Genomic DNA, 23,354 nt, shown 5'->3' with positions numbered 1-23,354 from the left:
GATTAATAGTTTTTACAAGTCTCAAATAAACCTTTTTCTTTTAAAACAGAGATTAGCGTTTCTCCCATAACTGCTGGAGTTTCAGCTACTTTAATGCCACAAGCTTCCATTGTTTTAATCTTTTCAGCAGCAGTCCCTTTACCGCCAGAAATGATTGCACCAGCATGGCCCATACGTTTGCCAGCAGGCGCTGTTTGACCACCAATGAACCCTACAACAGGTTTTGTCATATTAGCTTTTACCCATTCAGCTGCCTCTTCTTCTGCTGTACCGCCGATTTCACCAATCATAATTACAGCATGTGTTTCTTCATCTTCATTAAATGCTTTTAAAGCATCAATAAAGTCTGTACCGTTAACAGGGTCTCCGCCGATACCTACAGCAGTAGATTGGCCAATACCTTCTTGTGTTAACTGATGTACAGCTTCATACGTTAATGTACCAGAGCGAGATACGATACCAACATGACCTTTTTTATGAATATATCCTGGCATAATACCAATCTTACATTCATCCGGTGTGATTACACCTGGGCAGTTTGGTCCAAGTAAACGTGTATGTTTACCCGCCATATACCTCTTTACGTTTACCATATCTAATACAGGAATCCCTTCAGTAATACATACTACTAAATCAATTTCTGCATCAACAGCTTCCATAATTGCATCTGCCGCAAAAGCGGGTGGAACGTATACAACTGAAGCGTTTGCGCCTGTTGCTTTCACTGCATCTTCTACTGTATCAAATACTGGTACACCTTCAATATCAGTGCCGCCCTTACCTGGTGTTACACCACCGACAATTTTCGTACCGTATTCAATCATTTGTTTTGTATGGAATAAACCTTGAGAACCTGTAATACCTTGAACAATAACTTTTGTATCTTTATTAACTAATACGCTCATTTTTCTCCCCCGCTTTCTATTAGCCCACTAGTGAAACAATTTTTTGTGCACCGTCTGCCATAGATTCTGCTGCAACAATATTTAAGCCAGACTCATTTAAAATTTTCTTACCTAGTTCTACGTTTGTACCTTCAAGACGTACAACTAAAGGTAACTCAAGACCTACTTGTTTCGTTGCTTCAATAACACCTTCTGCAATAACATCACACTTCATAATGCCACCAAAAATGTTAACGAAGATACCTTTTACATTTTTGTCAGAAAGGATAATTTTGAATGCTTCTGTAACTTTTTCTGCAGTTGCACCGCCACCAACATCTAAGAAGTTAGCTGGGTCACCGTGGTAATGTTTAATGATATCCATTGTAGCCATCGCTAAACCTGCACCATTAACCATACAACCGATATTTCCATCTAAAGGAATGTAGTTTAAGTCGTATTTTGAAGCTTCAATTTCTTTTGAATCCTCTTCATCAAGATCACGAAGCTCTAAAATGTCTTTATGGCGATATAATGCATTAGAATCAAAGTTTAATTTTGCATCTAATGCCATAACTTTACCTTCACCTGTTGTAACAAGTGGGTTAATCTCAGCGATAGAGCAATCTTTTTCGATAAACGCACGATATAAGCCCATCATAAACTTCACAGCTTGTCCTACAAGCTCTTTTGGAATATTGATGTTAAATGCGATTCGGCGCGCTTGGAAACCTTGTAAGCCTACTGCTGGATCAATATATTCTTTAAAGATTTTTTCAGGTGTTTTTTCTGCTACTTCTTCAATTTCTGTTCCGCCTTCTTCAGACGCCATTAAAACAACTTGAGAAGTTGCACGATCTAAAACTAGACCTACATAATATTCTTTTTTAATATCGCAACCTTCTTCGATAAGTAAGCGTTTTACTTCCTTACCTTCAGGACCTGTTTGATGTGTCACAAGTGTAGTTCCTAAAATGCTTTCTGCATATGTACGAACTTCATCTAAATTTTTTGCAACTTTTACTCCGCCAGCTTTGCCGCGTCCACCAGCGTGAATTTGTGCTTTCACTACACATACATCTGTTCCTAATTCTTTCGCTGCTTCTACAGCTTCTTCTACTGTAAATGCAACCTTCCCGTTCGGAACGCTAACCCCATAGCTTCTAAGGACTGCCTTACCTTGGTACTCATGGATATTCATGGTCCCATCCTCCCCTGTTTTCCTGTTTTACTCGAAAAGTTTTTTAATGTTTAAAAAACATTACATTGCCATTGTATAAGATGATTGGCACGCTGTCTACAATAAAGTGTCAGAAAACTGAAATCGCTTTATTCTTTTTCGAAAATAGTAATGTTTATATGCCAAAATAAAAAAATAAGCTGTATATTTACAGCTTATTTTTGAATCATATCTTTAATTGGTGCGAATGACTTGCGGTGTTCATCTAGTACTCCATGCACTTCAATTGCCTCTAAATGTTGCTTTGTGCCATATCCCATATGTTGCTCAAATCCATATTCAGGATACTTCTCTCCCAGTTCTTTCATCATACGATCTCTCGTTACTTTTGCGATAATGGATGCTGCTGAAATCGAAACACTTTTCGCATCACCTTTAATAATTGATGTTTGCGGAATTGGTGTAGGAAGCTTCATCGCATCAATTAATAAATGTTGGGGTGTACAAGATAAATTTGCAACTGCATCTAACATCGCTTGTTTCGTTGCTTGGTAAATATTAATGTCATCAATAACTTGCGGTGATACAATTCCTACTCCAATTGCAATTGCTTGTACTTTTATTTCATCATAAAAACGCTCACGTTTCGCTTCACTCAACTTTTTCGAGTCATTTAACCCTGGAATATAAAAATCCTCAGGAAGAATGACAGCTGCCGTCACAACAGGCCCAGCCAATGGCCCGCGCCCTACTTCATCAATACCCGCAATATATGTGACCCCTTTTTCACGCAAAGCATTTTCATACTTGGACATTTCAAAAAACTTCTCTTTTTCTTTCTGTTCTAACTCTTTTTGTTTATACCACTTCAAAACGAGCTTTTGAACACCTTTTCGATCATCTTTCATTAACAGTTGAAAGCGATCATCTTCTTCATTCATAATTTCTTTCAATACATTTTCCGCTTCTTTTATCGTCATAGTTTGCATTTATACAAGCTCCTTTTTAAACATATCCAAAAAGAAAAGACGCACAAACGCACGTCTTATACTTCTTCTATTTTTTCCACATCTTCTACTTGCTCTGCAAACTCTTCCGGTGTTTCAAACGTCATTTTTCCAAGTTTGCCACCACGAAGCTCACGAAGCACAAGCTCAGATGTCTTATCATAATCAATCATTCCGCCGCCCATTAAGCAGCCTCTATTTTTTCCAATTGCATCGAATAATTCCACGATATCTTCTGGAATCTCATTTAAATTATAGCGTTCTTTCAAGCGTTCTGGATAATGTTTCTCCATAAAACGTAATGCGTAAACAGCTACATCTTGTAAATTTAAAATTGAATCTTTAATTGCACCCGTTGTCGCTAAACGAAGACCCACTAATTGATCTTCAAATTTAGGCCACAGAATACCTGGTGTATCTAACAATTCCATTTCCTTCCCAACTTTAATCCATTGTTGAGCTGTTGTCACACCTGGACGATCTCCTGTTTTAGCAATATTTTTCTTTGCCAATTTATTAATCAATGTAGATTTACCAACATTTGGTATACCTACAATTAATGCACGAATCGCTCTCGGTCTAATACCTTTTGCAACCATTTTATCAAATTTTTCTTTAACAAGCACTTTACAAGCTGCTGCAATTTCCTTCATACCTTGTCCAGCTTGCGCGTTAATCGAAATTGCCATATGGCCTTTTTCTTTAAAATATGCGATCCATTGTTTTGTTAAACGATCATCCGCCATATCCGCTTTATTTAAAACAACAAGCCTTGGCTTATGTGTAATGATTTCATCAATCATTGGGTTTCGAGATGATAATGGTAATCGAGCATCTACAAGTTCAATTACAACATCAATTAATTTTAATTTCTCCGTTACTTGGCGTCTAGCCTTCGCCATATGCCCTGGAAACCATTGAATTACCATGTTGCCACCTTCTTTTTCATTTATTTCACAATACGTGCGTCTTCTAACGGCCAATATAACATATTAGCTTTACCAATTACTTGATCCATTGAAATCGTACCGATTGAACGGCTATCTTTACTAAAACGACGATTATCACCTAAAACAAATAATTGATCTTTTTGAACGGTTTTCTTGCCTGTCATTTCTTCAAGATTAAAATCATATGTAAGCGGTCCGTCAGCAATTTGCTTTTTCTGCTTGTCTAAATACGGCTCCTCATAAGCCTTTCCGTTAACATACAGTTTATCATTACGATACTCTATTTCATCGCCTGGCAGGCCTATAATACGCTTAATGTAATCTTTATCTTCTGTTGCTCGAAATACGATAATATCAAAGCGTTTTGGATCTCCAATGTGATAACCAATTTTATTCACAATCATTCGATCACGATCATGTAAAGTAGGTGCCATCGATACCCCGTCTACGAGAATTGGCGCAAAGAAAAACTGTCTAATAACACCAGCTAATACAACAGCAATCAAAATTGCTTTAATCCATTCCCAAAGTGAACTCTTCTCTTTTTTCATGCATTTCCCCTCCACGGTTATGTAAACTGCTCGTATTATACCAAAATTTCATATAGATTGGAAAAAGGGAGCTTGTGCATTTACAAGCTCCCATACATGTCTTATCGAATTTCTTTAATACGTGCTTTTTTACCGCGAAGGTTACGTAAGTAGTATAACTTAGCACGACGTACTTTACCACGGCGAAGTACTTCGATTTTCGCGATTCTTGGCGTGTGAACTGGGAATGTACGCTCAACACCTACACCGTAAGAAATCTTACGAACTGTGAATGTTTCACTGATTCCGCCACCACGACGTTTAATTACAACACCTTCGAAAAGCTGAATTCTTTCACGAGTTCCCTCAACAACTTTTACGTGTACACGTAAAGTGTCACCAGGACGGAATGAAGGAAGGTCAGTTTTTAATTGGCCTTTTGTAATTTCTGCGATTAATTGTTGCATATTAAATTCTCTCCTTTAAACAGATGCTCTTATAAAGTCTTAATAAATTACAGCGGAACATCGTTAATACGGCTACTGATTTCAGTAGCACAAATGTTATAATAGCATATTACTAAGCCTGTTGCAATAGCAAATATATGAAGTTATTACTGCTCTCGCTTTATTTCCTCAAGCCATTTTTTCTCTTGTTTAGATAACTCTCTCTCATCTAATAAATCAGGTCTACGCGTATACGTTCGGCGCAAAGATTCCTTATGTCGCCATTCATCAATGTTTTTATGATTCCCTGACATTAATACATCCGGTACCTTCATACCACGAAAATCAGCTGGACGTGTATAATGAGGATGCTCTAATAAACCTGTACTAAACGAATCCTCTACTTGTGAAGCATGATTTCCTAGCACACCCGGCAAGAGACGTACCACACTATCAGTAATAACCATAGAGGCTAATTCTCCGCCCGTTAATACATAGTCACCAATAGAAATCTCATCCGTTACAAGATGCTCACGAATTCGTTCGTCATATCCTTCATAATGCCCACATACGAAGATTAAATGTTCTTCCCCTGCAAGCTCTTCCGCTTTCTTCTGCGTAAATCTTTCGCCCTGCGGACACATTAAGACAACTCTCGGCTTACGCTCTGTCTCTTTCGTCAAATCTTCTACAGCATCAAAAATAGGCTGAGGAGTAAGCACCATACCAGCTCCTCCGCCGTAAGGATAATCGTCTACGCTATTATGCTTACTTGTTGTATAATCACGAAAGTTAACAACACGAAGGTTTACCGCTTCTTTTTCTTGCGCCTTCTTTAATATAGAAGATCCAAATACACCGGTAAACATGTCTGGGAACAACGTTAAAATATCAATTTTCATTATAGCAGCCCTTCCATTACATGAATGGTTACTAATTTATTTTCAATATTAACTTGAAGTACAACGTCATCGATATAAGGAATTAAAAGATCTTGACCCTTCGGGCGTTTAATTACCCAAACATCATTTGCACCAGGAGATAGAATCTCTTTGATTGTCCCTAGCGCTTCTCCTTCTTCCGTTACAACACTGCAACCAATAATTTCATGATAGTAGTATTCACCTTCAGCAAGTTCGCCTAACTGCTCTTCTGGTACTTTTATTAAAGAACCTTTAAACTTCTCTACTTCATCTACATTGTTATATCCTTCAAATGTTAATAAATCGAATGTCTTATGTTGGCGATGAGAAGTTACCTTCACCGGAAGATAGTCTGTGCCTTTCTCATTCGATATGTATAGCGTATTTCCTACTTTATATCGCTCTTCTGGAAAATCAGTACGAGAAATAACACGGATTTCTCCTCTTACGCCATGAGTATTTACAATTTTCCCTACGTTAAACCATTTTGTCATAAATAGTATGTCACCCCTGGTTTCTATATAAATTAAGCATCTCCATTTCACAGATGGAACATGCAATCTCTATTTAAATGTTAAAAAAGGGAGAGGAATAACTCCTCGCCCTTTTTACGTTTATTGAATTTCCAGTGTTACTTTTTCATCATTATGATGTCCCACTGAATACAAGAGCATTCGAATCGCCTTCGCAACTCTCCCTTGCTTTCCAATGACTTTTCCAACATCCTCAGGATGTACAGTTAATCGATACTTTATCTCTCCGTTGCAAAGTTCCTGTGTAACTTTTACATCTTCAGGATAATCGACAAGAGGCTTGACAATCGTCTCGACTAACTTCTTCATAGTCATTGCCTCAATTACTTACCTTGTTTAGATAAGTGGAATTTCTCCATGATACCTTGGTTAGAGAATAAGTTACGAACTGTATCAGATGGTTTAGCACCATTTCCTAACCATTTTAATGCTGCTTCTTCGTTGATCTTAACTTCAGCTGGTTGAGCAACTGGATTGTAAGTTCCGATTTCCTCAATGAAACGTCCGTCACGAGGAGAACGAGAATCTGCAACAACTACACGATAGAAAGGAGTTTTTTTAGCTCCCATACGTTTTAAACGAATTTTAACTGCCATTTATAAAGCACCTCCGAATTTATTTCACACAGATAATTATATTAGCAAAAAGACTATTGCTTTGTAAAGTATTTTTTCTTAACAGAGCCATCTTTTTTTCCTTACATGAATGGAAACTTCAATCCACCTAGTCCTTTTTTCTTACCTTTTTGCATTCCCGTCATCGTCTTCATCATTTTTTTCATGTCATCGAATTGCTTAATTAGACGATTGATTTCTTGTACAGTTGTACCGCTACCTTTGGCAATGCGCTTTTTGCGACTAGCATTGATTATTTCCGGTTGTTCTCGTTCTAATTTAGTCATAGAACGAATAATTGCCTCAATATGCCCAATTTGTTTTTCATCAACTTGCGCATTTTTCAGCCCTTTAATTTTATTTGCACCAGGAAGCATTCCTAACAATTCATCAAGCGGCCCAAGTTGGCGCACTTGTCCAAGTTGTTCTAGGAAATCGTCAAGCGTAAACGAAAGCGTACGCATTTTTTGCTCAAGTTCTTTTGCTTTCTCTTCATCAACTGTAGCTTGCGCTTTTTCAATTAACGTTAAGACATCGCCCATCCCTAAAATACGGGATGCCATACGCTCTGGATGGAACGCTTCAATTGCATCTAGTTTTTCACCCATACCAGCAAATTTAATCGGCGTGTTTGTTACAGCCTTAATAGATAATGCAGCACCACCGCGCGTATCACCATCTAATTTCGTTAATACAACACCTGTTAAACCTAACTGTTCATGGAAACTTTGTGCAACATTTACCGCGTCTTGCCCGGTCATCGCATCGACAACAAGGAAAATTTCATCCGGTTTCGCAACTTCTTTCACTTTCGCTAATTCATCCATTAATTCTTCATCAATATGCAGGCGACCCGCTGTATCGATTAAAACATAATCGTGATGATCTTCTTTTGCTTTTGCAATCGCTTGTTTCGCAATTTCAACAGGACTTACTTGATCTCCTAAAGAAAATACAGGCATGTCCAATTGCTTCCCTAATGTTTCAAGCTGTTTAATCGCTGCTGGACGGTAAATATCCGCTGCAACAAGCATCGGTTTACGATTATGCTTTTTACGAAGCAAATTCGCAAGCTTACCTGTCGTCGTTGTTTTACCCGCACCTTGCAGACCAACCATCATAATAACAGTCGGTGGCTTATTAGCAACAGCAATTTTGCTTTGCTCTCCGCCCATAAGTTCTGTAAGTTCTTCCTGTACAACTTTAATTACTTGTTGTCCAGGTGTCAAACTTTTCATTACATCTTGTCCGACAGCACGTTCAGACACACGCTTCACAAAATCTTTTACTACTTTAAAGTTAACATCCGCTTCTAAAAGAGCTAGACGAACTTCTCTCATCATTTCTTTCACATCGGCTTCAGAAACTTTTCCTTTGCCGCGGATTTTTTGCATTGTCTGTTGAAGTCGGTCGGCTAATCCTTCAAATGCCATATTGCCGCCCTCCTAATCTAATTTTTCGATAGCTTCAACAACTTGTTTCATTTCTTCATTCACATGCTCTTCTTCGCTGATTAGCTGTTTTAGCTTTGCAACAAGTCGCTGTCGCTCTTGAAACTTTTGAAGTAATACTAATTTTTCTTCATATTCTTCAAGCATCGCTTCAGTCCGTTTAATGTTATCATACACGGCTTGGCGACTTACATCAAATTCTTCCGCAATTTCACCAAGAGATAAATCATCTAGATAATAAAGCGACATATAACTTCTTTGTTTTTGCGTTAACAACGATTGATAAAAATCAAATAAATAGTTCATTCTCGTTGTTTTTTCGAGCATGTTGGATCATCCTTTGTTAAGTGATTTCCCTTTACATGAATTAGTTTACATGTAGTCCAAAAGAGTGTCAAGTTTTTTTCTTAACATCATATATTTTTTGTAGAAAAAGAAGCGGAAATACCGCTTCTTTCGCTTATACTTCTTCTGTTTCTACTAAGTTCGCAAATAAACCATACACATATTGTTCTGGATCAAACTGCTGCAAGTCATCCATCTGCTCTCCTAATCCAACAAACTTCACCGGTACATCCATTTCGTTACGAATCGCTAATACAATACCACCTTTAGCAGTTCCATCTAACTTCGTTAAAACAATACCAGTTACATTCGTTGCTTCACGAAATGTTTTCGCTTGGCTTAAACCGTTTTGTCCTGTTGTTGCATCAATAACAAGCAATACTTCATGAGGAGCACCTGGTACTTCACGCTCAATTACACGCTTTACCTTCTCTAACTCTTTCATTAAGTTCACTTTATTTTGCAAGCGTCCTGCTGTGTCACATAGTAATACATCTACCTTACGTGCTTTCGCTGCTTGTACAGCGTCATACATAACCGCCGCTGGATCAGATCCAGATCCTTGTTTAATCACTTCTACACCAACGCGATCGCCCCATACTTCTAATTGTTCAATCGCTCCAGCACGGAATGTGTCTCCTGCCGCCAATAGGACTGACTTACCTTCTGATTTAAACTTATGCGCCAGTTTACCAATTGTCGTCGTTTTTCCTACACCATTAACACCAACAAATAAAACAACCGTTAATTGGTCCTCTTGCATATTAATTTCGTTACTAAAATCGCTGTCACCTTTGTAAATTCCTACTAGTTTTTCTGAAATAACAGCTTGTACTTCTTTTGGATCTTGAATGTTACGACGTTGTACTTCTTCTTTCAATTGGTCAATTAATTCCATTACCGTCGCAACGCCAACGTCTGCACCGATTAAGATTTCTTCTAACTCTTCGAAGAAATCTTCGTCCACTTTACGGTAACGATACACTAAATCATTCACTTTATCCGCAAATGAATTTCTCGTTTTTTCTAATCCTTGTTTAAATTTCTCTGTAACTGTATCCGTTTGTTTTGAAATTTTTTCTTTTAGTTTTTTAAAAAAACTCATACTTTCCCATCCTTCCTATTCACTTGCAATAAGTTCTTCTCCGGCGTCTAAACGAACCGAAACAAGTTTAGATACCCCCGATTCTTGCATTGTTACACCGTACAACACATCAGACTCTTCCATTGTACCTTTTCTATGTGTAATTACAATAAACTGCGTCTCATCACTGAATTTCTTTAAATACTGTGCAAAACGAGCTACATTCGCCTCATCAAGGGCTGCCTCTACCTCATCTAGTACACAGAACGGTACTGGGCGTACTTTTAAAATACCAAATAAAAGCGCAATTGCTGTTAAAGCACGCTCTCCACCTGAAAGTAAACCTAAGTTCTGCAGTTTCTTCCCTGGCGGTTGTGCTACAATATCAATACCCGTATTTAGTAAATCCTCTGGATTAGTCATTACTAAATCCGCTCTACCGCCTCCAAATAATTCAGAGAATACCGATTGAAACTCCATTCTAATGCCTTCAAACGTAGTAGAAAAGCGTTTTTTCATTTCTTCATCCATTTCGGTAATAAGCTGGTGCAATGTCGCTTTCGCTTCTTCTAGGTCGTCTCTCTGCTCTAGTAAGAATGTATGACGCTCCGCTACACGTTCATATTCATCAATTGCCCCTAGGTTCACTGTACCTAACTCTTCTATGGATAATTTGATTAATTTTACTTTCTTACGCGCATCTTCTGCAGGCATTGTCATTGTATATTTTAGTTTTGCCGCTTCAAATGAAATTGTATATGTTTCACGTAAATGTTGTAATCTATTTTCTAACTCTACATCAAGTCGGTTAATTTTCACCTCTTGATCTTTCAACATCTCAAGAATGTATTTATGTTTACCTGTGGTCTCTTTCAGATTACGCTCTAACTGTTCTACTCTCTCTTGTAACGATACACGTTGTTCACGACGAGAGCGAATTAACTCTGAAGTTTGATTACGATCGTATGCTTTCTTCTCAATCATATTCGTAATTTGCTCTTCACCACTTGAGTTCGATGTCATTTCTTGTTTTAAGAATGCTAAGTCCTCTTTCGTTTTAACAAGCGTTGCATCTGTTTCTTCTTTTTCCTTCGTCAATCGTTCAACTTTTTCTTTTTGGTTAGATAAGCGTTGTTGCTTTTCAGCTGCTAACACTTTTAACTCTGTCATTTCTTTTTGAACTTTTTCTTTCGAAGAATGCTGCTCACTTTTTTGTTTCGTTAAAGCTGCAATGTTACTATCTAATTCCGTAATCTCCACTTGAAGGGTCGCTAAAATCTTTTCTAGCTCTTCTTTACGCCCTTGCATTTTCACTTGATCTTGTAAGAACCCTTCAATCTCTAAATCATAAATTGATAAACGATCATTAATACGATGTTCTTCTAATTCTAAGCGACTAATTTCTTCTCTTAATTTCTGTTCTTCTACACGCTCTACCTCTACACTTTGTCTCAGTTCACGTATTTGTACTTCTTTTTCTTGAATTTCTTGCTTTACTGCTTTAACAAAGTTTTCTAACTTCGTCGTTTTTTCTTCCATATCAGTTAACTTGTTCGTCCACTCTTCTAGCTCACGTTGACGTCCTAATAAAGAAGATTTCGCCTGTTTTACCGCTCCACCTGTCATAGAACCGCCAGGGTTCACTACATCACCTTCGATTGTTACAATGCGATAACGGTATTGTAGTTGTTTCGCCAACTCATTCGCCCCGCGTAAATCTTTTGCAACAATAACAGTACCTAATAAATTTGAAACTACATTTTCATATTTATTATTGTACTGCACAAGTTCTGCCGCCACACCTACAAACGATGGGTGTTGATTTGCAATGCGTAATTGCTCAAATGATAATGATCTGCTTTTAATAACAGCTTGCGGTAAAAACGTTGCACGTCCATGTTTATTTTGCTTTAAAAATGCAATCGCATTACGAGCATGCTCCTCTGTTTGTACAACAATATGCTGCATCGCTGCACCTAGAGCGATTTCCATTGCAACTTCGTATTCTTTCGGTACCGTTAACAGTTCCGCAACAGCCCCCTCGATACCTTGCAACCTATTTTCTCTAGCTTTCAATACTTCACGTACACCTTGATAGAATCCAGAATAATCTTCTTGCATTTCTTCAAGCATTTCTTTTCGAGAACGTGCCTGTTGCACAAATTGATATGCTTGATACAGTTTTGTTTCATTTTCACTATACTGCGTCTTACATTTCCCAAGCGCCGCCTCTGTCTTCTGTATGTTTGAGAGAATGCCAGCTACTTTTTCTTTCGCTTGTTCGTAACTTTCTACAAGTTTCGTCTTTTTCGCTGTAATTTCCATACGCATTTCTACATATTTCGCATTTTCTTCATCAAGGCGTTCATTTTTAGAGTTTTGTTGTTTAGATTGTTCTTCAATCATAGATAATTCATTACGATGACTAGCTTGTTGATTTAAAAGCTCAATATAGTCACCTTTTAAATTCTCAATCTGTTCCTCTAAATTGTCAGCAAAAGTAGCAAGTAATTGCTCATTATCATGCAATTTTTGCTCCAACTCTTTTACTTCATTCACAAATTGCATTAAAGCTTCTGTACTTGAATCAATCTCACCATCGTAACTTTTAGCTTTCTCTGTTAATTCAACAATTAACTGCTCAAGTTGCGCACAATGCGTCGTAGCATTTTGCTTTCTCTCTTTTAACAACTCGCGCTGTCCTTCAAGTTTTTCTAGCTCTTTACTAGAAAGAAGAAGTACTTCTTGTAACGAGTCTACAGACTCATCTACCGCTTGTAATTGTCCTCGTAATTCCTCAAGCTCTTCTTCACTTTTTTGTAAATTCGTTGACATTTTAGCTTCTTCGTTTTTATTATGCCCAAACTGATTTCGAAGCGCTTCCCATTTCTCATGCAATTCTTCAATTTCATGGACAATAAGCGCAGCTTCTACTTTCTCTAATTCTTCTTTATTCTCAAGATAATCTTTCGCAATAGAAGCTTGTCTTTCTAAAGGTTCTACTTGACTACTTAATTCATGAATTATATCTTGTACACGATTTAAGTTTTCTTGTGTCTCTGCTAATTTACCTTCAGCTTTCTTTTTGCGAAGTTTGTATTTTAGTACGCCTGCCGCTTCTTCAAATACACCTCGACGCTCTTCTGACTTACTACTTAAAATCTCTTCAACTTTCCCCTGGCTAATAATCGAAAAAGCTTCTCTTCCCATACCAGAGTCCATAAATAAATCAATAATATCTTTCAATCTACATGATTGTTTATTAATATAAAAATCACTATCACCTGAACGAGATACACGACGTGTTACACACACCTCATTGTATTCAATTGGTAAACGTTGATCTTCATTATTTAAAGTTATTGTTACTTCAGCAACATTAACCGCTCTCCTCGTATCACTGCCTGCAAAAATAATATCCTCCATCTTTGCACCACGTAATGATTTTGCAGATTGTTCACCAAGTACCCAGCGAATTGCATCAGTAATATTACTTTTCCCGCTTCCATTAGGTCCTACTACAGAAGTTACACCTGGGACAAAATCAACAGATACACGCTCAGCAAAAGACTTAAACCCTGCTATTTCTAATCTTTTTAAAAACACGAAAGGCCTTCCTCCTATTCTCCGTCTTTATAAATGTTCTCTATACAAAAACAAGTATTATACGGATTTACCTTCTTTTTCTTTACAAACAAAAAGAAAGTTTCATTCTATGCACAAGGAATCCCCCTCATTCAAAGGGGGATTCCTTATAGTTGTTCTTTTAATTTTTTCAATGCTTCTGCAGCAGCTTGTTGCTCTGCTTCTTTTTTTGACTTACCACTACCAAGACCTAAAGCTACGTTATTTAACGTAACACGTGACACAAATTCTCGATTGTGAGCTGGTCCTTTTTCTTGCAAAATTTGATACTCAACATTGCCACTGCCATCACGCTGAATCAATTCTTGCAACTGACTCTTATAATCCATCACATGAGAAAAAGCACCCTCATTAATTTTCGGATATACAATTTCTTTTAAGAATTCCCAAACTGTTTCTAGCCCTTGATCAAGATAAAGGGCACCAATAAACGCTTCAAAGACATCCGCTAATAAAGCTGGTCGTTCACGTCCACCTGTCATTTCTTCACCTTTTCCTAATAAAACAAGGCTACCAAATGACAATTCGTTCGCAAAACGAACAAGAGATGGCTCACATACAATAGCTGCACGTAGTTTTGTTAACTCTCCTTCGCTCATTGTCGGATATTTTTGAAACAGATACTGCGATACAGTCAGTTCCAATACTGCATCTCCAAGAAATTCAAGACGCTCATTATCTTCATGCGGTTTTTTTCGATGCTCATTCACATACGATGAATGCGTAAATGCTTGAATCAATAATTTTTCATCCGTAAACGTAATACCTATCTTTTCTTGAAACACTTTAAATGCTTCACGATATTTTGTTTCGTATTTTTTTTTCTCTATATTTTCGGTACGGCATAGGTCCCTCCAGATATAAGCCGAGAAAGCCCCGCTAAAAAACGGGACTTCACTTAAGCATTATAGATGACTCTCTATGTAAGTCACAGCATCGCCAACAGTAGCAATCTTTTCAGCATCTTCATCAGAAATTTCCATTTCGAATTCATCTTCTAATTGCATTACAAGTTCTACTACATCTAGGGAGTCTGCTCCTAAATCTTCCTTGAAGCTTGCAGCTGGTACTACCTCAGTCTCTTCTACTCCTAAACGATCAACGATGATTTTTGTTACGCGCTCTAAAACATCTGCCATTCCATTCACCTCCCCTCAAATATTATATTAAATATTGACCAAAAAAACTAGGTGAAATCAATTCTTTTATTACATTACCATACCGCCATCAACATTTAACGTTTGACCTGTAACATATTTGCTTTGATCAGAAGCAAAAAACGTTACAGCATTCGCTATATCTTTCGCTTCACCAAATTGAGCAGCTGGAATAACTTTTAACATTTCGGCTTTAATATTCTCATCTAGTACATCCGTCATATCAGTCGCAATAAAGCCCGGCGCAATTGCATTCACTGTAATATTTCGACTTGCTAACTCTTTTGCAGATGTTTTTGTTAATCCAATAACACCCGCTTTAGCAGCAACATAGTTAGCTTGTCCTGGGTTTCCTATAACACCAACAACAGAAGCGATATTTATAATTCTACCATGACGTTGACGCATCATATAACGAGATACTGCTTTTGTACATAAGAATACACCTTTTAAGTTTGTATTAATAACTGTATCCCATTCTTCTTCTTTCATACGCATTAATAAATTATCTTTCGTTACACCAGCATTATTTACAAGAATATCAACTTGTCCAAATGTATCTACTGTTTGTTTCACCATATCTGTAACATCATCAGCATTTGCAACATCTGCTCTTACCGCAATTGCATCAGAACCTAATTTTTTAATTTCATCTACTACTTCATTTGCTTTTTGTTCATTACCAGCATAATTTACTACTACATTTGCCCCTTGTTTCGCTAAATCGATCGCAATCGCGCGACCAATTCCACGTGAAGCGCCAGTTACTAATGCTACCTTCCCTTTTAACATCAGTTTTCTCCTCTCAAATTTGAAATGGTATCTTTTAATGTCTCTTCATCGTATATCGCATATGCTTTTACTGATGAATCAATTGACTTCATAAGTCCAGCAAGTACTTTTCCAGGTCCAATTTCAATAAATATATCTACTCCCTGGTTCACCATATATTCAATAGACGGGTACCATAATACAGGCGAATAAAGCTGTTCGATTAACTTTTCTTGAATGTCTGCACCACGTGTAATAACTTCCGCCGTAACATTTGCAATAACAGGAATATTCGTGTCATGAATTGTAATTTCATTTAAAACACTTTGGAACTTCTCAGCTGCCGGCTTCATAAGTGAAGAATGGAATGGCCCACTTACTTTTAGTGGAATCGCTCTCTTTGCACCATTTTCTTTCGCTCTTTGAGAGGCAACCTCTACGCCTTGCTTCGTTCCAGAAATTACAATTTGCTTCGTACTATTCATATTAGCGATTTGCACTGCATATCCTTCACTTGTTACTTCTTCTGTAACTTGTTTCAGCATATGTGGATCAGCACCTAATATAGCTGCCATTGCGCCTTCCCCACCCGGAACAGCTTCTTCCATATATTCCCCGCGTTTCCTTACAGCATATACAGCATCTTCAAAAGTTAATGCACCAGCTGCTACAAGAGCGCTATATTCGCCTAAACTATGACCAGCGACAAAGTCAGGTGTAATGTCATACTCTTTCAAAGCTGTCAAAATAGCAAAACTCGTTGTTAATAATGCAGGCTGCGCATTTGTTGTTAATGTAAGCTTTTCCTGCGGTCCTTCAAAAATCACTTCTGAAAGTGAATCTTGCAACACCTCATCTGCTTTTGCAAACACTTTTGCAACCTCTTTATTATTCTCTGCTAATTGTTTACCCATTCCAACTGCCTGTGAACCTTGGCCCGGAAAAAGAAATGCTATTTTTCCCATTTCAAATCCTCCTCTTATTGGAGTGACTCTTTCTCCATTACGCTTGAAATCGTAGGAATTACTTCTTTCGCTACCATTTCTCTCGTTTGACGAATCGCACTAAATATCGACTGGTCATTAGAAGAACCGTGAGCCTTAATGACAGGTGCTTTCAATCCAAATAATGCAGCTCCTCCATACTCCGAATAATCCATTTTATCTTTTAATACCATAAGTTTTGGTTTTAATACCGCCGCTGCTAATTTACTCGTAAACGAACTCATTAGTTGTTCTTTCAACATAGAGAATAGCGCAAGTGCTGTTCCCTCTAATGATTTCAACGCTACATTCCCTGTAAAACCATCACATACAACAACATCTGCTACACCTTGCAATAAATCTCTTGATTCAACGTTCCCAACGAAATTAATTGGCGCATCTTTAAGCATTGCAAACACTTGCTTTGAAAGCTCGTTTCCTTTTCCATCCTCTGTTCCAACGTTTAATAGTCCAACGCGAGGATTTTCAATTCCTCTTACCTTCTCAGCATAAACAGATCCCATTACTGCATATTGATATAAATGAATTGGTTTTGCATCAACATTTGCTCCAACATCTAACATAACAAAACCTTTTCCATCTACAGTTGGCATTGTAGGCGATAAAGCTGGTCGCTCAATTCCTTCCATACGACCGACTACAAATAATCCAGCTGCCATTAAAGCTCCTGTACTACCTGCGGATATACAAGCGTCTGCTTCTCCATCCTTTACTTGTTGTGCCGCAAGCACCATTGAAGCTTGTTTTTTTCGACGAACCGCTCTTACCGGTTCCTCCGTTGATTCTATTTTTTCGTCTGTATGAAGAATAGTAATTCGTTCATCACTCGTTAAGTATTGACGAATTTCCTCTTCTTTCCCTACTAACGTAATATGTAAATCAGAATATTCCTTAATAGCTTTCATTGCCCCTAATACTACAGCCTTTGGAGCGTGATCTCCGCCCATTGCATCTATTGCGATTTTCATAAGTTGTTACCTTCCTCACTATAATTACTAGATCGATACATTTCAAAAGTGCCTGTAAAAACAAGTTCTTCTCCAACGAAGCTACGCACTTTGACAACCGTCCGTCCCTTATCATTCTCTACATCTTCAACGCGCGCTTTTGCAACAACACGCTCCCCTAATTTTACAGGGCGAATGTATCGAATGGTAGACTTTGCAGTTAAAGCTAATTCTTCATCAATAACCGCAACAGCTAGTGAGTTTGCTTGCGCAAACAGATGATGCCCACGGGCAATTTGATTTCTTTTAAATACATGTTCTACCTTTACTTCAAAGATAGAGATTGCATGTCTATCTAATTCAATATCAATAATTTCTCCAACAACCTCTTCTAACGGTAAAGATTTCACATCTTCTTCATGTTGCTTTGTAGCTACATGTTTAATTCTCTCTCTTAATTCAGGAATAGACAATTCCATACGATCAAGTCGTACTGTTTGTATACTCACTTGAAATTTTTCCGCTAAATCTTCATCCGTAATAAAAGGATTTGATTCGATTGTTTGTTGTAATAACTCTTGTCTTTCTTTTTTACTTCTTCTTTTTTTCATACCGCACCATCCATTTTTATGACTAGGTACTAACAGTAGTATATAATCATTAAAAGTAGAATGCAACAAAAACTTTTGTTGACTCCCTTTAATCGAGCTTCTCTCCTTGGAACACACCTGTCCCATCAAGATACGTACGCAAGGCAGCGTACTGATCATTGTGCCAAAACGCTTCTGAATCTACTAGTATCGCCGCATCTTGCCTTGCTGTTTCTAACGCTCGATAATCATGTACCATGTCAGCAACCTTAAATTCTGGTAAGCCACTTTGCTTACTCCCAAAGAAATCTCCAGGACCTCGTAATTCTAAATCTTTTTCTGACAATACAAATCCATCATTTGTTTCAGTCATTATGCGCATTCTTTCTTTCCCTGTTTCTGATTTAGGGTCTGCTATTAATAAACAATATGATTGTTCACTACCACGGCCGACACGCCCTCTAAGCTGATGAAGCTGCGATAAACCGAAACGTTCTGCATCATAAATAACCATTACAGTCGCATTCGGTACGTTCACACCTACTTCAACAACTGTTGTCGATACAAGAATTTGCACTTTATTTTCACTAAACTGTCCCATTATCTCTTCTTTTTCCTGAGACGATAATCTCCCATGCATCAATCCAACTTGGCATTTCCCTTGGTAATGATGCGTCAGCATACTATGTAAGTCGATAGCATTTTGCACATCAAGTTTCTCAGATTCTTCAATTAGAGGACAAATAACGTATGCCTGTCTTCCTTTTTTTATCTCCTTTTCAACAAAACCGAGAACGCGATCTAACATATCATGTTTTGCCCAATATGTTTCAATCACCTTTCTACCTGCTGGCATCTCATCGATTATCGAAACATCCATCTCTCCAAATGCAGTAATCGCAAGCGTACGCGGAATTGGTGTCGCTGTCATAAATAATACATCTGGACTTTCACCTTTCTCCCGTAAAACTCGGCGCTGCGCTACACCAAATCGATGCTGTTCATCTGTAATAACGAGACCCAACCTATGAAATATAACTTCATCTTGAATTAAGGCATGCGTTCCAACAAGAATATCTATTTCTCCTTGTTCTAACTTCGCTAAAATTTCTCGACGTCTCGCACCTTTAACAGAACTTGTTAACAGTTCCACCTTAATACCAAAATGCGAAAACGTTTCAGCAAGCGACTGATAATGTTGCTCAGCTAAAATTTCTGTAGGAACCATTAAAGCACCTTGATAATGAGCTAATTTCGATGCATAAAGGCCAATCGCAGCAACAACCGTTTTCCCAGAACCAACGTCACCTTGCAATAGTCGGTTCATCCGATAAGGAGATGTCATATCTTTCAAAATTTCATCTACAACTCGGCGCTGTGCACCCGTTAATGGAAACGGCAGTGCATCGATAAATTCTTGTAATTCTACTGACGGAATCTCTTTCTTGGTCCCTTTTGAATTTTCCCTCTCCATTTTCCGGAGCGTTTGCATTTTCAGCTGAAATAAGAAAAATTCTTCATATACAAAACGGCGACGCGCTTGCTTCAAATCTTCCTGTCCTACCGGAAAATGCAATGCCCTAAGCGCTTCATATCTTGGTAATAATTTATATCGCCCTAACAAACCATCCGGTAACACTTCGACTATAGAATCTCCATATTCCTTTAACGCTTGAGCAATAAAACGACGCATCTGTTTTACTGTAAGTTTCCCCTTTACTGAATAAACAGGTTCCACTTCTTGTTGACGTACAACCGGCCCAAAATGAAGTTCTGATACAGCAATTGTTTGACGATGTTGATCCCATTTACCAGTAATCGTTACCGTTTCATCTAACTTTAATTTTTGCTTATAGTAAGGCCTATTAAAACATACCGCCGTAATTAAATAACGACCGACGAGAACACGAACTGTTAAACGCGATTTCTTCTTACCATAATATTGCAGCAAAGGAGCACTATGAATCTTTCCTTCAACCGTTACACGTTCATCATGCTTTACTTCAGCAAGATCTTTCATCGCATAATCTTCATAACGGTACGGAAAATGTTCTAATAGATGAGAAACTGTATAAATACCCATCTCATGTAGTAACTCAGATGTTTCTCCTCCGATCCCCTTTACATCCGTAACAGGAACTTGTACAACATCATTCAAGATTCTCACACCCCGTCACATTATTTTCTTTATTGCATTTTATTTGAGTACCAATTAGCATCTGTAATCGCTCTCTTTCACCTTATATATTCTATCATAGGCATTCTAAGAGAAACTACTCAAATCCCTTATATAAAACAAGTAAAAAAGAGCCTCACTATTAGCAGCAAGGCTCTTTTCTCTCTTCAATATGCTAGCCTTTTGAATAAAAACTAGTAATAAACTTCATATTACTACTTCTTATCCATTAGCAAGTAAGTAATCCATTTATTTTCAAAACGAATCTTATCTTATTCTACAGAGAAGATGAAAGAATACACTGGTTGGTTTCCAGCATGCACTTCTACTTCTGCATCTTCAAATTTCTCTTCTACAAATTCAACTAACTCTGCTACTTCTTCGTCAGTTGCATCCTCACCTTGTAGAATCGTTACGATTTCAGAATCTTCATCAATAAGCGCTTCTAGTAATTGCTTCGCAGCTCCTACTTTTTCAGCATTTGTAGATACAATTTTCCCATCTGCAATACACATGAAGTCATCTTTTTGAATTGCTACACCATCAATTTCCGTATCACGTACAGCATACGTAATTTGACCTGTTTTCACATGAGATAAAGCTTCTTGCATATTTTCTTCATTCTCTTCTAACGTTCCAACTGGGTTAAATGCTAACATTGCTGCCATACCTTGAGGAACTGTTTTCGAACGAACAACAATAACTTCTTGATCTACAACTGATGCCGCTTGTTCTGCTGCCATTACAATATTTCCGTTATTCGGTAAAATAATGATTTTTTCAGCATTTGCTTCTTCAATTGCCTTCACGATATCCTCCGTACTTGGATTCATCGTTTGACCACCTTCGATAACTTTCGTTGCACCGATGCTCTCAAATAAAGTTTTAATACCAGACCCCATAGCTACAGTTACGATACCATATGGTTGTTTTTCTTTCGATTGAGCTGGTTGTTCAGGAACCATAGTAGGTTCATCTAATAAAGCAGTATGCTGTTCACGCATATTTTCTACTTTAATCTTAATTAAACTACCGTATTTTTGTCCGTAGTTCATAGCGTCTCCAGGATGTTCTGCATGGATATGAACTTTTACAATTTCATCATCAGACACAACTAGTAGAGAATCACCATATACACTAATATCTTCACGGAATTTTTGTTCAGAGAAATTATGCTCTTTCACCTTTTCAGCCTCTAATTTCACCATGAACTCCGTACAATATCCATACTTAATATCTTCTGTACTCAATTGGCTTTGTACACTACGGTGATGTTCTGCGCGTACCATTTCATTCATAGATGGTTGCGTCGGTGCATCAGAAGAAATCGTTTCTCCTTTTAAGTCAGCTAAAAATCCTTCGTATACCACTACAAGACCTTTACCACCGCTATCTACAACGCCAACTTGTTTTAATACAGGTAATAAATCTGGCGTACGATTTAACGATGCGTTTGCTTCTTTCACAACGTCTTCCATAAACAAAACAAAGTCGCGCTGTTTTTTCGCAACTGTTACTGCATATTTACCCGTTTCTCTTGCAACCGTTAAAATCGTTCCTTCAATCGGTTTCATAACCGCTTTATAAGCCGCCTCTACTCCAGCTTCTAGTGCTGCAGCAAAATCAACTGTTGTTAATTCTTCTTTTTGTTCAATGGATTTAGAGAAACCACGGAACAACTGAGATAAAATAACTCCAGAGTTACCACGAGCTCCCATTAATAATCCTTTGGCTAAACTTACGCCGACTTTACCAGCATGCTGTGAAGGGTTTGCTTTCACTTCACGCGCACCTGAAGTCATAGATAAGTTCATGTTTGTACCGGTATCGCCATCTGGAACTGGAAATACGTTTAATGCATCAACAAGCTGAACATTGTTTGTTAAATTATTCGCTCCTTGCATGATCATTTGTGATAAACGTTTTCCATCAATTTTTTGAATTGACACAGATTTTCCTCCTTAATGCACATTACAAGTTTATTACTTTAACTCCTTGTACGTAGATGTTTACAGAATCTACTGCTAGTCCTACAGTTTGATCTAATGTATATTTCACTTTCGTCTGCACATTATGTGCCACTTCTGAAATTTTCGTACCATAGCTCACAATAATATACATATCAATATGTACTTCATCTTCATCTTTACGAACAATAACACCTCTAGTAAAGTTTTCTTTTCGTAAAATGTCTGTTAATCCATCTTTTAACTGATTTTTTGATGCCATACCTACGATACCGTAGCAATCTACCGCGGCACCTCCAGCAATTGTTGCAATTACATCTGTACTAATATCAATTTGACCGTACTTCGTTTTAATTTCAATTGACATCTCGTTTCCCCCTTCATAAATGGTGAAAGTGAGCTAGACTACTTTAGTTACTATCATATAATCTTTTTAAAGAAAATTCCATCGTTCTTTCTTTTCACTCTCATATTTTATGTTTTAAATTACACTTTTTTATGATGAGCAAAATAGTCCATTGTTATTATACAACATGTACCACTATAATATGTCAAGCAATTTTTATGGATTTCAACTTTTCTTCATTGACATATAGTGTCAAGTAAATTTTCTTGATTTCTTTTTTCTACGGTGTTGCATTCTCTTTTTAGTTGTGTTAAATTATAGTAGTGTTTTTAGCATCGCATAAAAGACTAACATTGAAAAATTACGTATGGTAAGGTATCAAGGGAGGGAAATATAAATGGCTCGTGTTTGTGCTATTACTGGAAGAAAAGCTCGTTCTGGTAACTCTCGTTCTCACGCAATGAACGCTACAAAACGTAAGTGGGGCGCTAACCTTCAAAAAGTTCGCGTACGCATCGACGGAAAAGTTCAACGTGTTTACGTTTCTGCTAGAGCATTAAAATCTGGCAAAATCGAACGTGTTTAATAATAAAAAAAAGAGCCAATAGGCTCTTTTTTTACTATAACAATGGAAAAAGCACCGGTGATAGGTGCTTTTTTTAATCTTTTTTAAAGGTATTTAACATTGCACGAACTATTCCACCAAGAAATTTAGGTAACTTAATTGTATAAAATCTCATGGTTTCCCTCCTAATCCCCATTACTCCACTTGGTCACTATATGATGTAAGGAGCAAAATTGTTT

The 23,354-nt window shown here is 37.6% G+C and carries 25 protein-coding genes; 1 reads left to right on the top strand and 24 read right to left on the bottom strand.

What is annotated here, in order from left to right; translation table 11 throughout:
- Positions 1-2 precede the first annotated feature (2 nt).
- From sucD to AC0OM3_RS04720, 23 genes are all read right to left on the bottom strand, one after another.
- Positions 3-905, bottom strand: coding sequence for a succinate--CoA ligase subunit alpha (gene sucD, locus AC0OM3_RS04830; RefSeq protein WP_000115178.1), 903 nt, complete (start codon positions 903-905; stop codon positions 3-5).
- Positions 906-924: 19 nt separating this feature from the next.
- Positions 925-2,085 (bottom strand): ADP-forming succinate--CoA ligase subunit beta, encoded by a 1,161-nt coding sequence (gene sucC / locus AC0OM3_RS04825; RefSeq protein ID WP_001020791.1) that lies wholly within the window; start codon positions 2,083-2,085, stop codon positions 925-927.
- A 194-nt stretch (positions 2,086-2,279) separates the two neighbouring features.
- Complete coding sequence (locus AC0OM3_RS04820) at positions 2,280-3,053, bottom strand: ribonuclease HII (protein ID WP_001194261.1); 774 nt, start codon at positions 3,051-3,053, stop codon at positions 2,280-2,282.
- 56 nt (positions 3,054-3,109) lie between these two features.
- Complete coding sequence (gene ylqF / locus AC0OM3_RS04815; RefSeq protein WP_000236702.1) at positions 3,110-4,000, bottom strand: ribosome biogenesis GTPase YlqF; 891 nt, start codon at positions 3,998-4,000, stop codon at positions 3,110-3,112.
- A gap of 20 nt (positions 4,001-4,020) precedes the next feature.
- Entirely contained in the window at positions 4,021-4,572 is a 552-nt protein-coding gene (gene lepB / locus AC0OM3_RS04810; RefSeq protein WP_474211127.1) for a signal peptidase I, read from the bottom strand.
- A 101-nt stretch (positions 4,573-4,673) separates the two neighbouring features.
- The gene (rplS, locus tag AC0OM3_RS04805) at positions 4,674-5,018 is read right to left on the bottom strand and encodes a 50S ribosomal protein L19 (RefSeq protein WP_001186516.1); all 345 of its coding nucleotides are present in this window, start codon (positions 5,016-5,018) and stop codon (positions 4,674-4,676) included.
- A gap of 146 nt (positions 5,019-5,164) precedes the next feature.
- Positions 5,165-5,899, bottom strand: a complete 735-nt coding sequence (trmD, locus tag AC0OM3_RS04800) for a tRNA (guanosine(37)-N1)-methyltransferase TrmD (RefSeq protein ID WP_000686903.1) — start codon at positions 5,897-5,899, stop codon at positions 5,165-5,167.
- On the bottom strand, positions 5,899-6,414 hold the full coding sequence (gene rimM, locus AC0OM3_RS04795) for a ribosome maturation factor RimM (protein WP_000170278.1): 516 nt from the start codon (positions 6,412-6,414) through the stop codon (positions 5,899-5,901). The genes trmD and rimM overlap by 1 nt, the downstream gene beginning before the upstream one ends.
- A gap of 120 nt (positions 6,415-6,534) precedes the next feature.
- On the bottom strand, positions 6,535-6,762 hold the full coding sequence (locus AC0OM3_RS04790) for a KH domain-containing protein (protein ID WP_000737401.1): 228 nt from the start codon (positions 6,760-6,762) through the stop codon (positions 6,535-6,537).
- A 14-nt stretch (positions 6,763-6,776) separates the two neighbouring features.
- Positions 6,777-7,049 (bottom strand): 30S ribosomal protein S16, encoded by a 273-nt coding sequence (rpsP, locus tag AC0OM3_RS04785; protein ID WP_000268750.1) that lies wholly within the window; start codon positions 7,047-7,049, stop codon positions 6,777-6,779.
- Between the two features lie 101 nt (positions 7,050-7,150).
- On the bottom strand, positions 7,151-8,500 hold the full coding sequence (gene ffh, locus AC0OM3_RS04780; RefSeq protein ID WP_000863460.1) for a signal recognition particle protein: 1,350 nt from the start codon (positions 8,498-8,500) through the stop codon (positions 7,151-7,153).
- 12 nt (positions 8,501-8,512) lie between these two features.
- Positions 8,513-8,845: a putative DNA-binding protein gene (locus AC0OM3_RS04775; RefSeq protein WP_000891062.1), complete on the bottom strand. Its 333-nt coding sequence runs from the start codon at positions 8,843-8,845 to the stop codon at positions 8,513-8,515.
- A gap of 133 nt (positions 8,846-8,978) precedes the next feature.
- Positions 8,979-9,968 (bottom strand): signal recognition particle-docking protein FtsY, encoded by a 990-nt coding sequence (ftsY, locus tag AC0OM3_RS04770; protein WP_000007655.1) that lies wholly within the window; start codon positions 9,966-9,968, stop codon positions 8,979-8,981.
- 15 nt (positions 9,969-9,983) lie between these two features.
- Positions 9,984-13,553 (bottom strand): chromosome segregation protein SMC, encoded by a 3,570-nt coding sequence (gene smc, locus AC0OM3_RS04765; RefSeq protein WP_000478969.1) that lies wholly within the window; start codon positions 13,551-13,553, stop codon positions 9,984-9,986.
- A gap of 146 nt (positions 13,554-13,699) precedes the next feature.
- The gene (rncS, locus tag AC0OM3_RS04760; RefSeq protein ID WP_474211221.1) at positions 13,700-14,422 is read right to left on the bottom strand and encodes a ribonuclease III; all 723 of its coding nucleotides are present in this window, start codon (positions 14,420-14,422) and stop codon (positions 13,700-13,702) included.
- 75 nt (positions 14,423-14,497) lie between these two features.
- Positions 14,498-14,731, bottom strand: coding sequence for an acyl carrier protein (acpP, locus tag AC0OM3_RS04755; protein ID WP_000786062.1), 234 nt, complete (start codon positions 14,729-14,731; stop codon positions 14,498-14,500).
- A 69-nt stretch (positions 14,732-14,800) separates the two neighbouring features.
- Positions 14,801-15,541, bottom strand: a complete 741-nt coding sequence (gene fabG / locus AC0OM3_RS04750; protein WP_000911771.1) for a 3-oxoacyl-[acyl-carrier-protein] reductase — start codon at positions 15,539-15,541, stop codon at positions 14,801-14,803.
- Complete coding sequence (gene fabD / locus AC0OM3_RS04745; RefSeq protein ID WP_000515904.1) at positions 15,541-16,485, bottom strand: ACP S-malonyltransferase; 945 nt, start codon at positions 16,483-16,485, stop codon at positions 15,541-15,543. Before fabD ends, fabG begins: the two co-directional genes overlap by 1 nt.
- Before the next feature lie 14 nt (positions 16,486-16,499).
- A complete protein-coding gene (gene plsX, locus AC0OM3_RS04740) occupies positions 16,500-17,492 on the bottom strand; it encodes a phosphate acyltransferase PlsX (RefSeq protein ID WP_000684100.1) in 993 nt (330 codons plus the stop codon).
- Positions 17,489-18,082 carry a transcription factor FapR gene (gene fapR / locus AC0OM3_RS04735; protein ID WP_000747349.1) on the bottom strand — a complete coding sequence of 198 codons (594 nt, stop codon included), beginning with the start codon at positions 18,080-18,082 and terminating at the stop codon, positions 17,489-17,491. The genes plsX and fapR overlap by 4 nt, the downstream gene beginning before the upstream one ends.
- Positions 18,083-18,170: 88 nt before the next feature.
- On the bottom strand, positions 18,171-20,219 hold the full coding sequence (gene recG / locus AC0OM3_RS04730; RefSeq protein WP_001000812.1) for an ATP-dependent DNA helicase RecG: 2,049 nt from the start codon (positions 20,217-20,219) through the stop codon (positions 18,171-18,173).
- 290 nt (positions 20,220-20,509) lie between these two features.
- Positions 20,510-22,186: a DAK2 domain-containing protein gene (locus AC0OM3_RS04725; protein ID WP_000027129.1), complete on the bottom strand. Its 1,677-nt coding sequence runs from the start codon at positions 22,184-22,186 to the stop codon at positions 20,510-20,512.
- Positions 22,187-22,208: 22 nt separating this feature from the next.
- The gene (locus AC0OM3_RS04720; protein ID WP_000021109.1) at positions 22,209-22,571 is read right to left on the bottom strand and encodes an Asp23/Gls24 family envelope stress response protein; all 363 of its coding nucleotides are present in this window, start codon (positions 22,569-22,571) and stop codon (positions 22,209-22,211) included.
- Positions 22,572-22,947: 376 nt separating this feature from the next.
- Here AC0OM3_RS04720 and rpmB point away from each other — a divergent pair, with 376 nt between their 5' ends.
- Positions 22,948-23,136, top strand: a complete 189-nt coding sequence (rpmB, locus tag AC0OM3_RS04715) for a 50S ribosomal protein L28 (protein WP_000124776.1) — start codon at positions 22,948-22,950, stop codon at positions 23,134-23,136.
- Between the two features lie 73 nt (positions 23,137-23,209).
- Here the strand turns inward: rpmB and spoVM are convergent, their stop codons facing one another.
- Positions 23,210-23,290: a stage V sporulation protein SpoVM gene (gene spoVM, locus AC0OM3_RS04710; protein ID WP_001213599.1), complete on the bottom strand. Its 81-nt coding sequence runs from the start codon at positions 23,288-23,290 to the stop codon at positions 23,210-23,212.
- Positions 23,291-23,354 lie beyond the last annotated feature (64 nt).

This window comes from Bacillus sp. FAU20, assembly GCF_056033865.1.
Note: the sequence above shows the minus strand (reverse complement) of the source record. Positions and strands in the feature narration are given on the sequence as shown.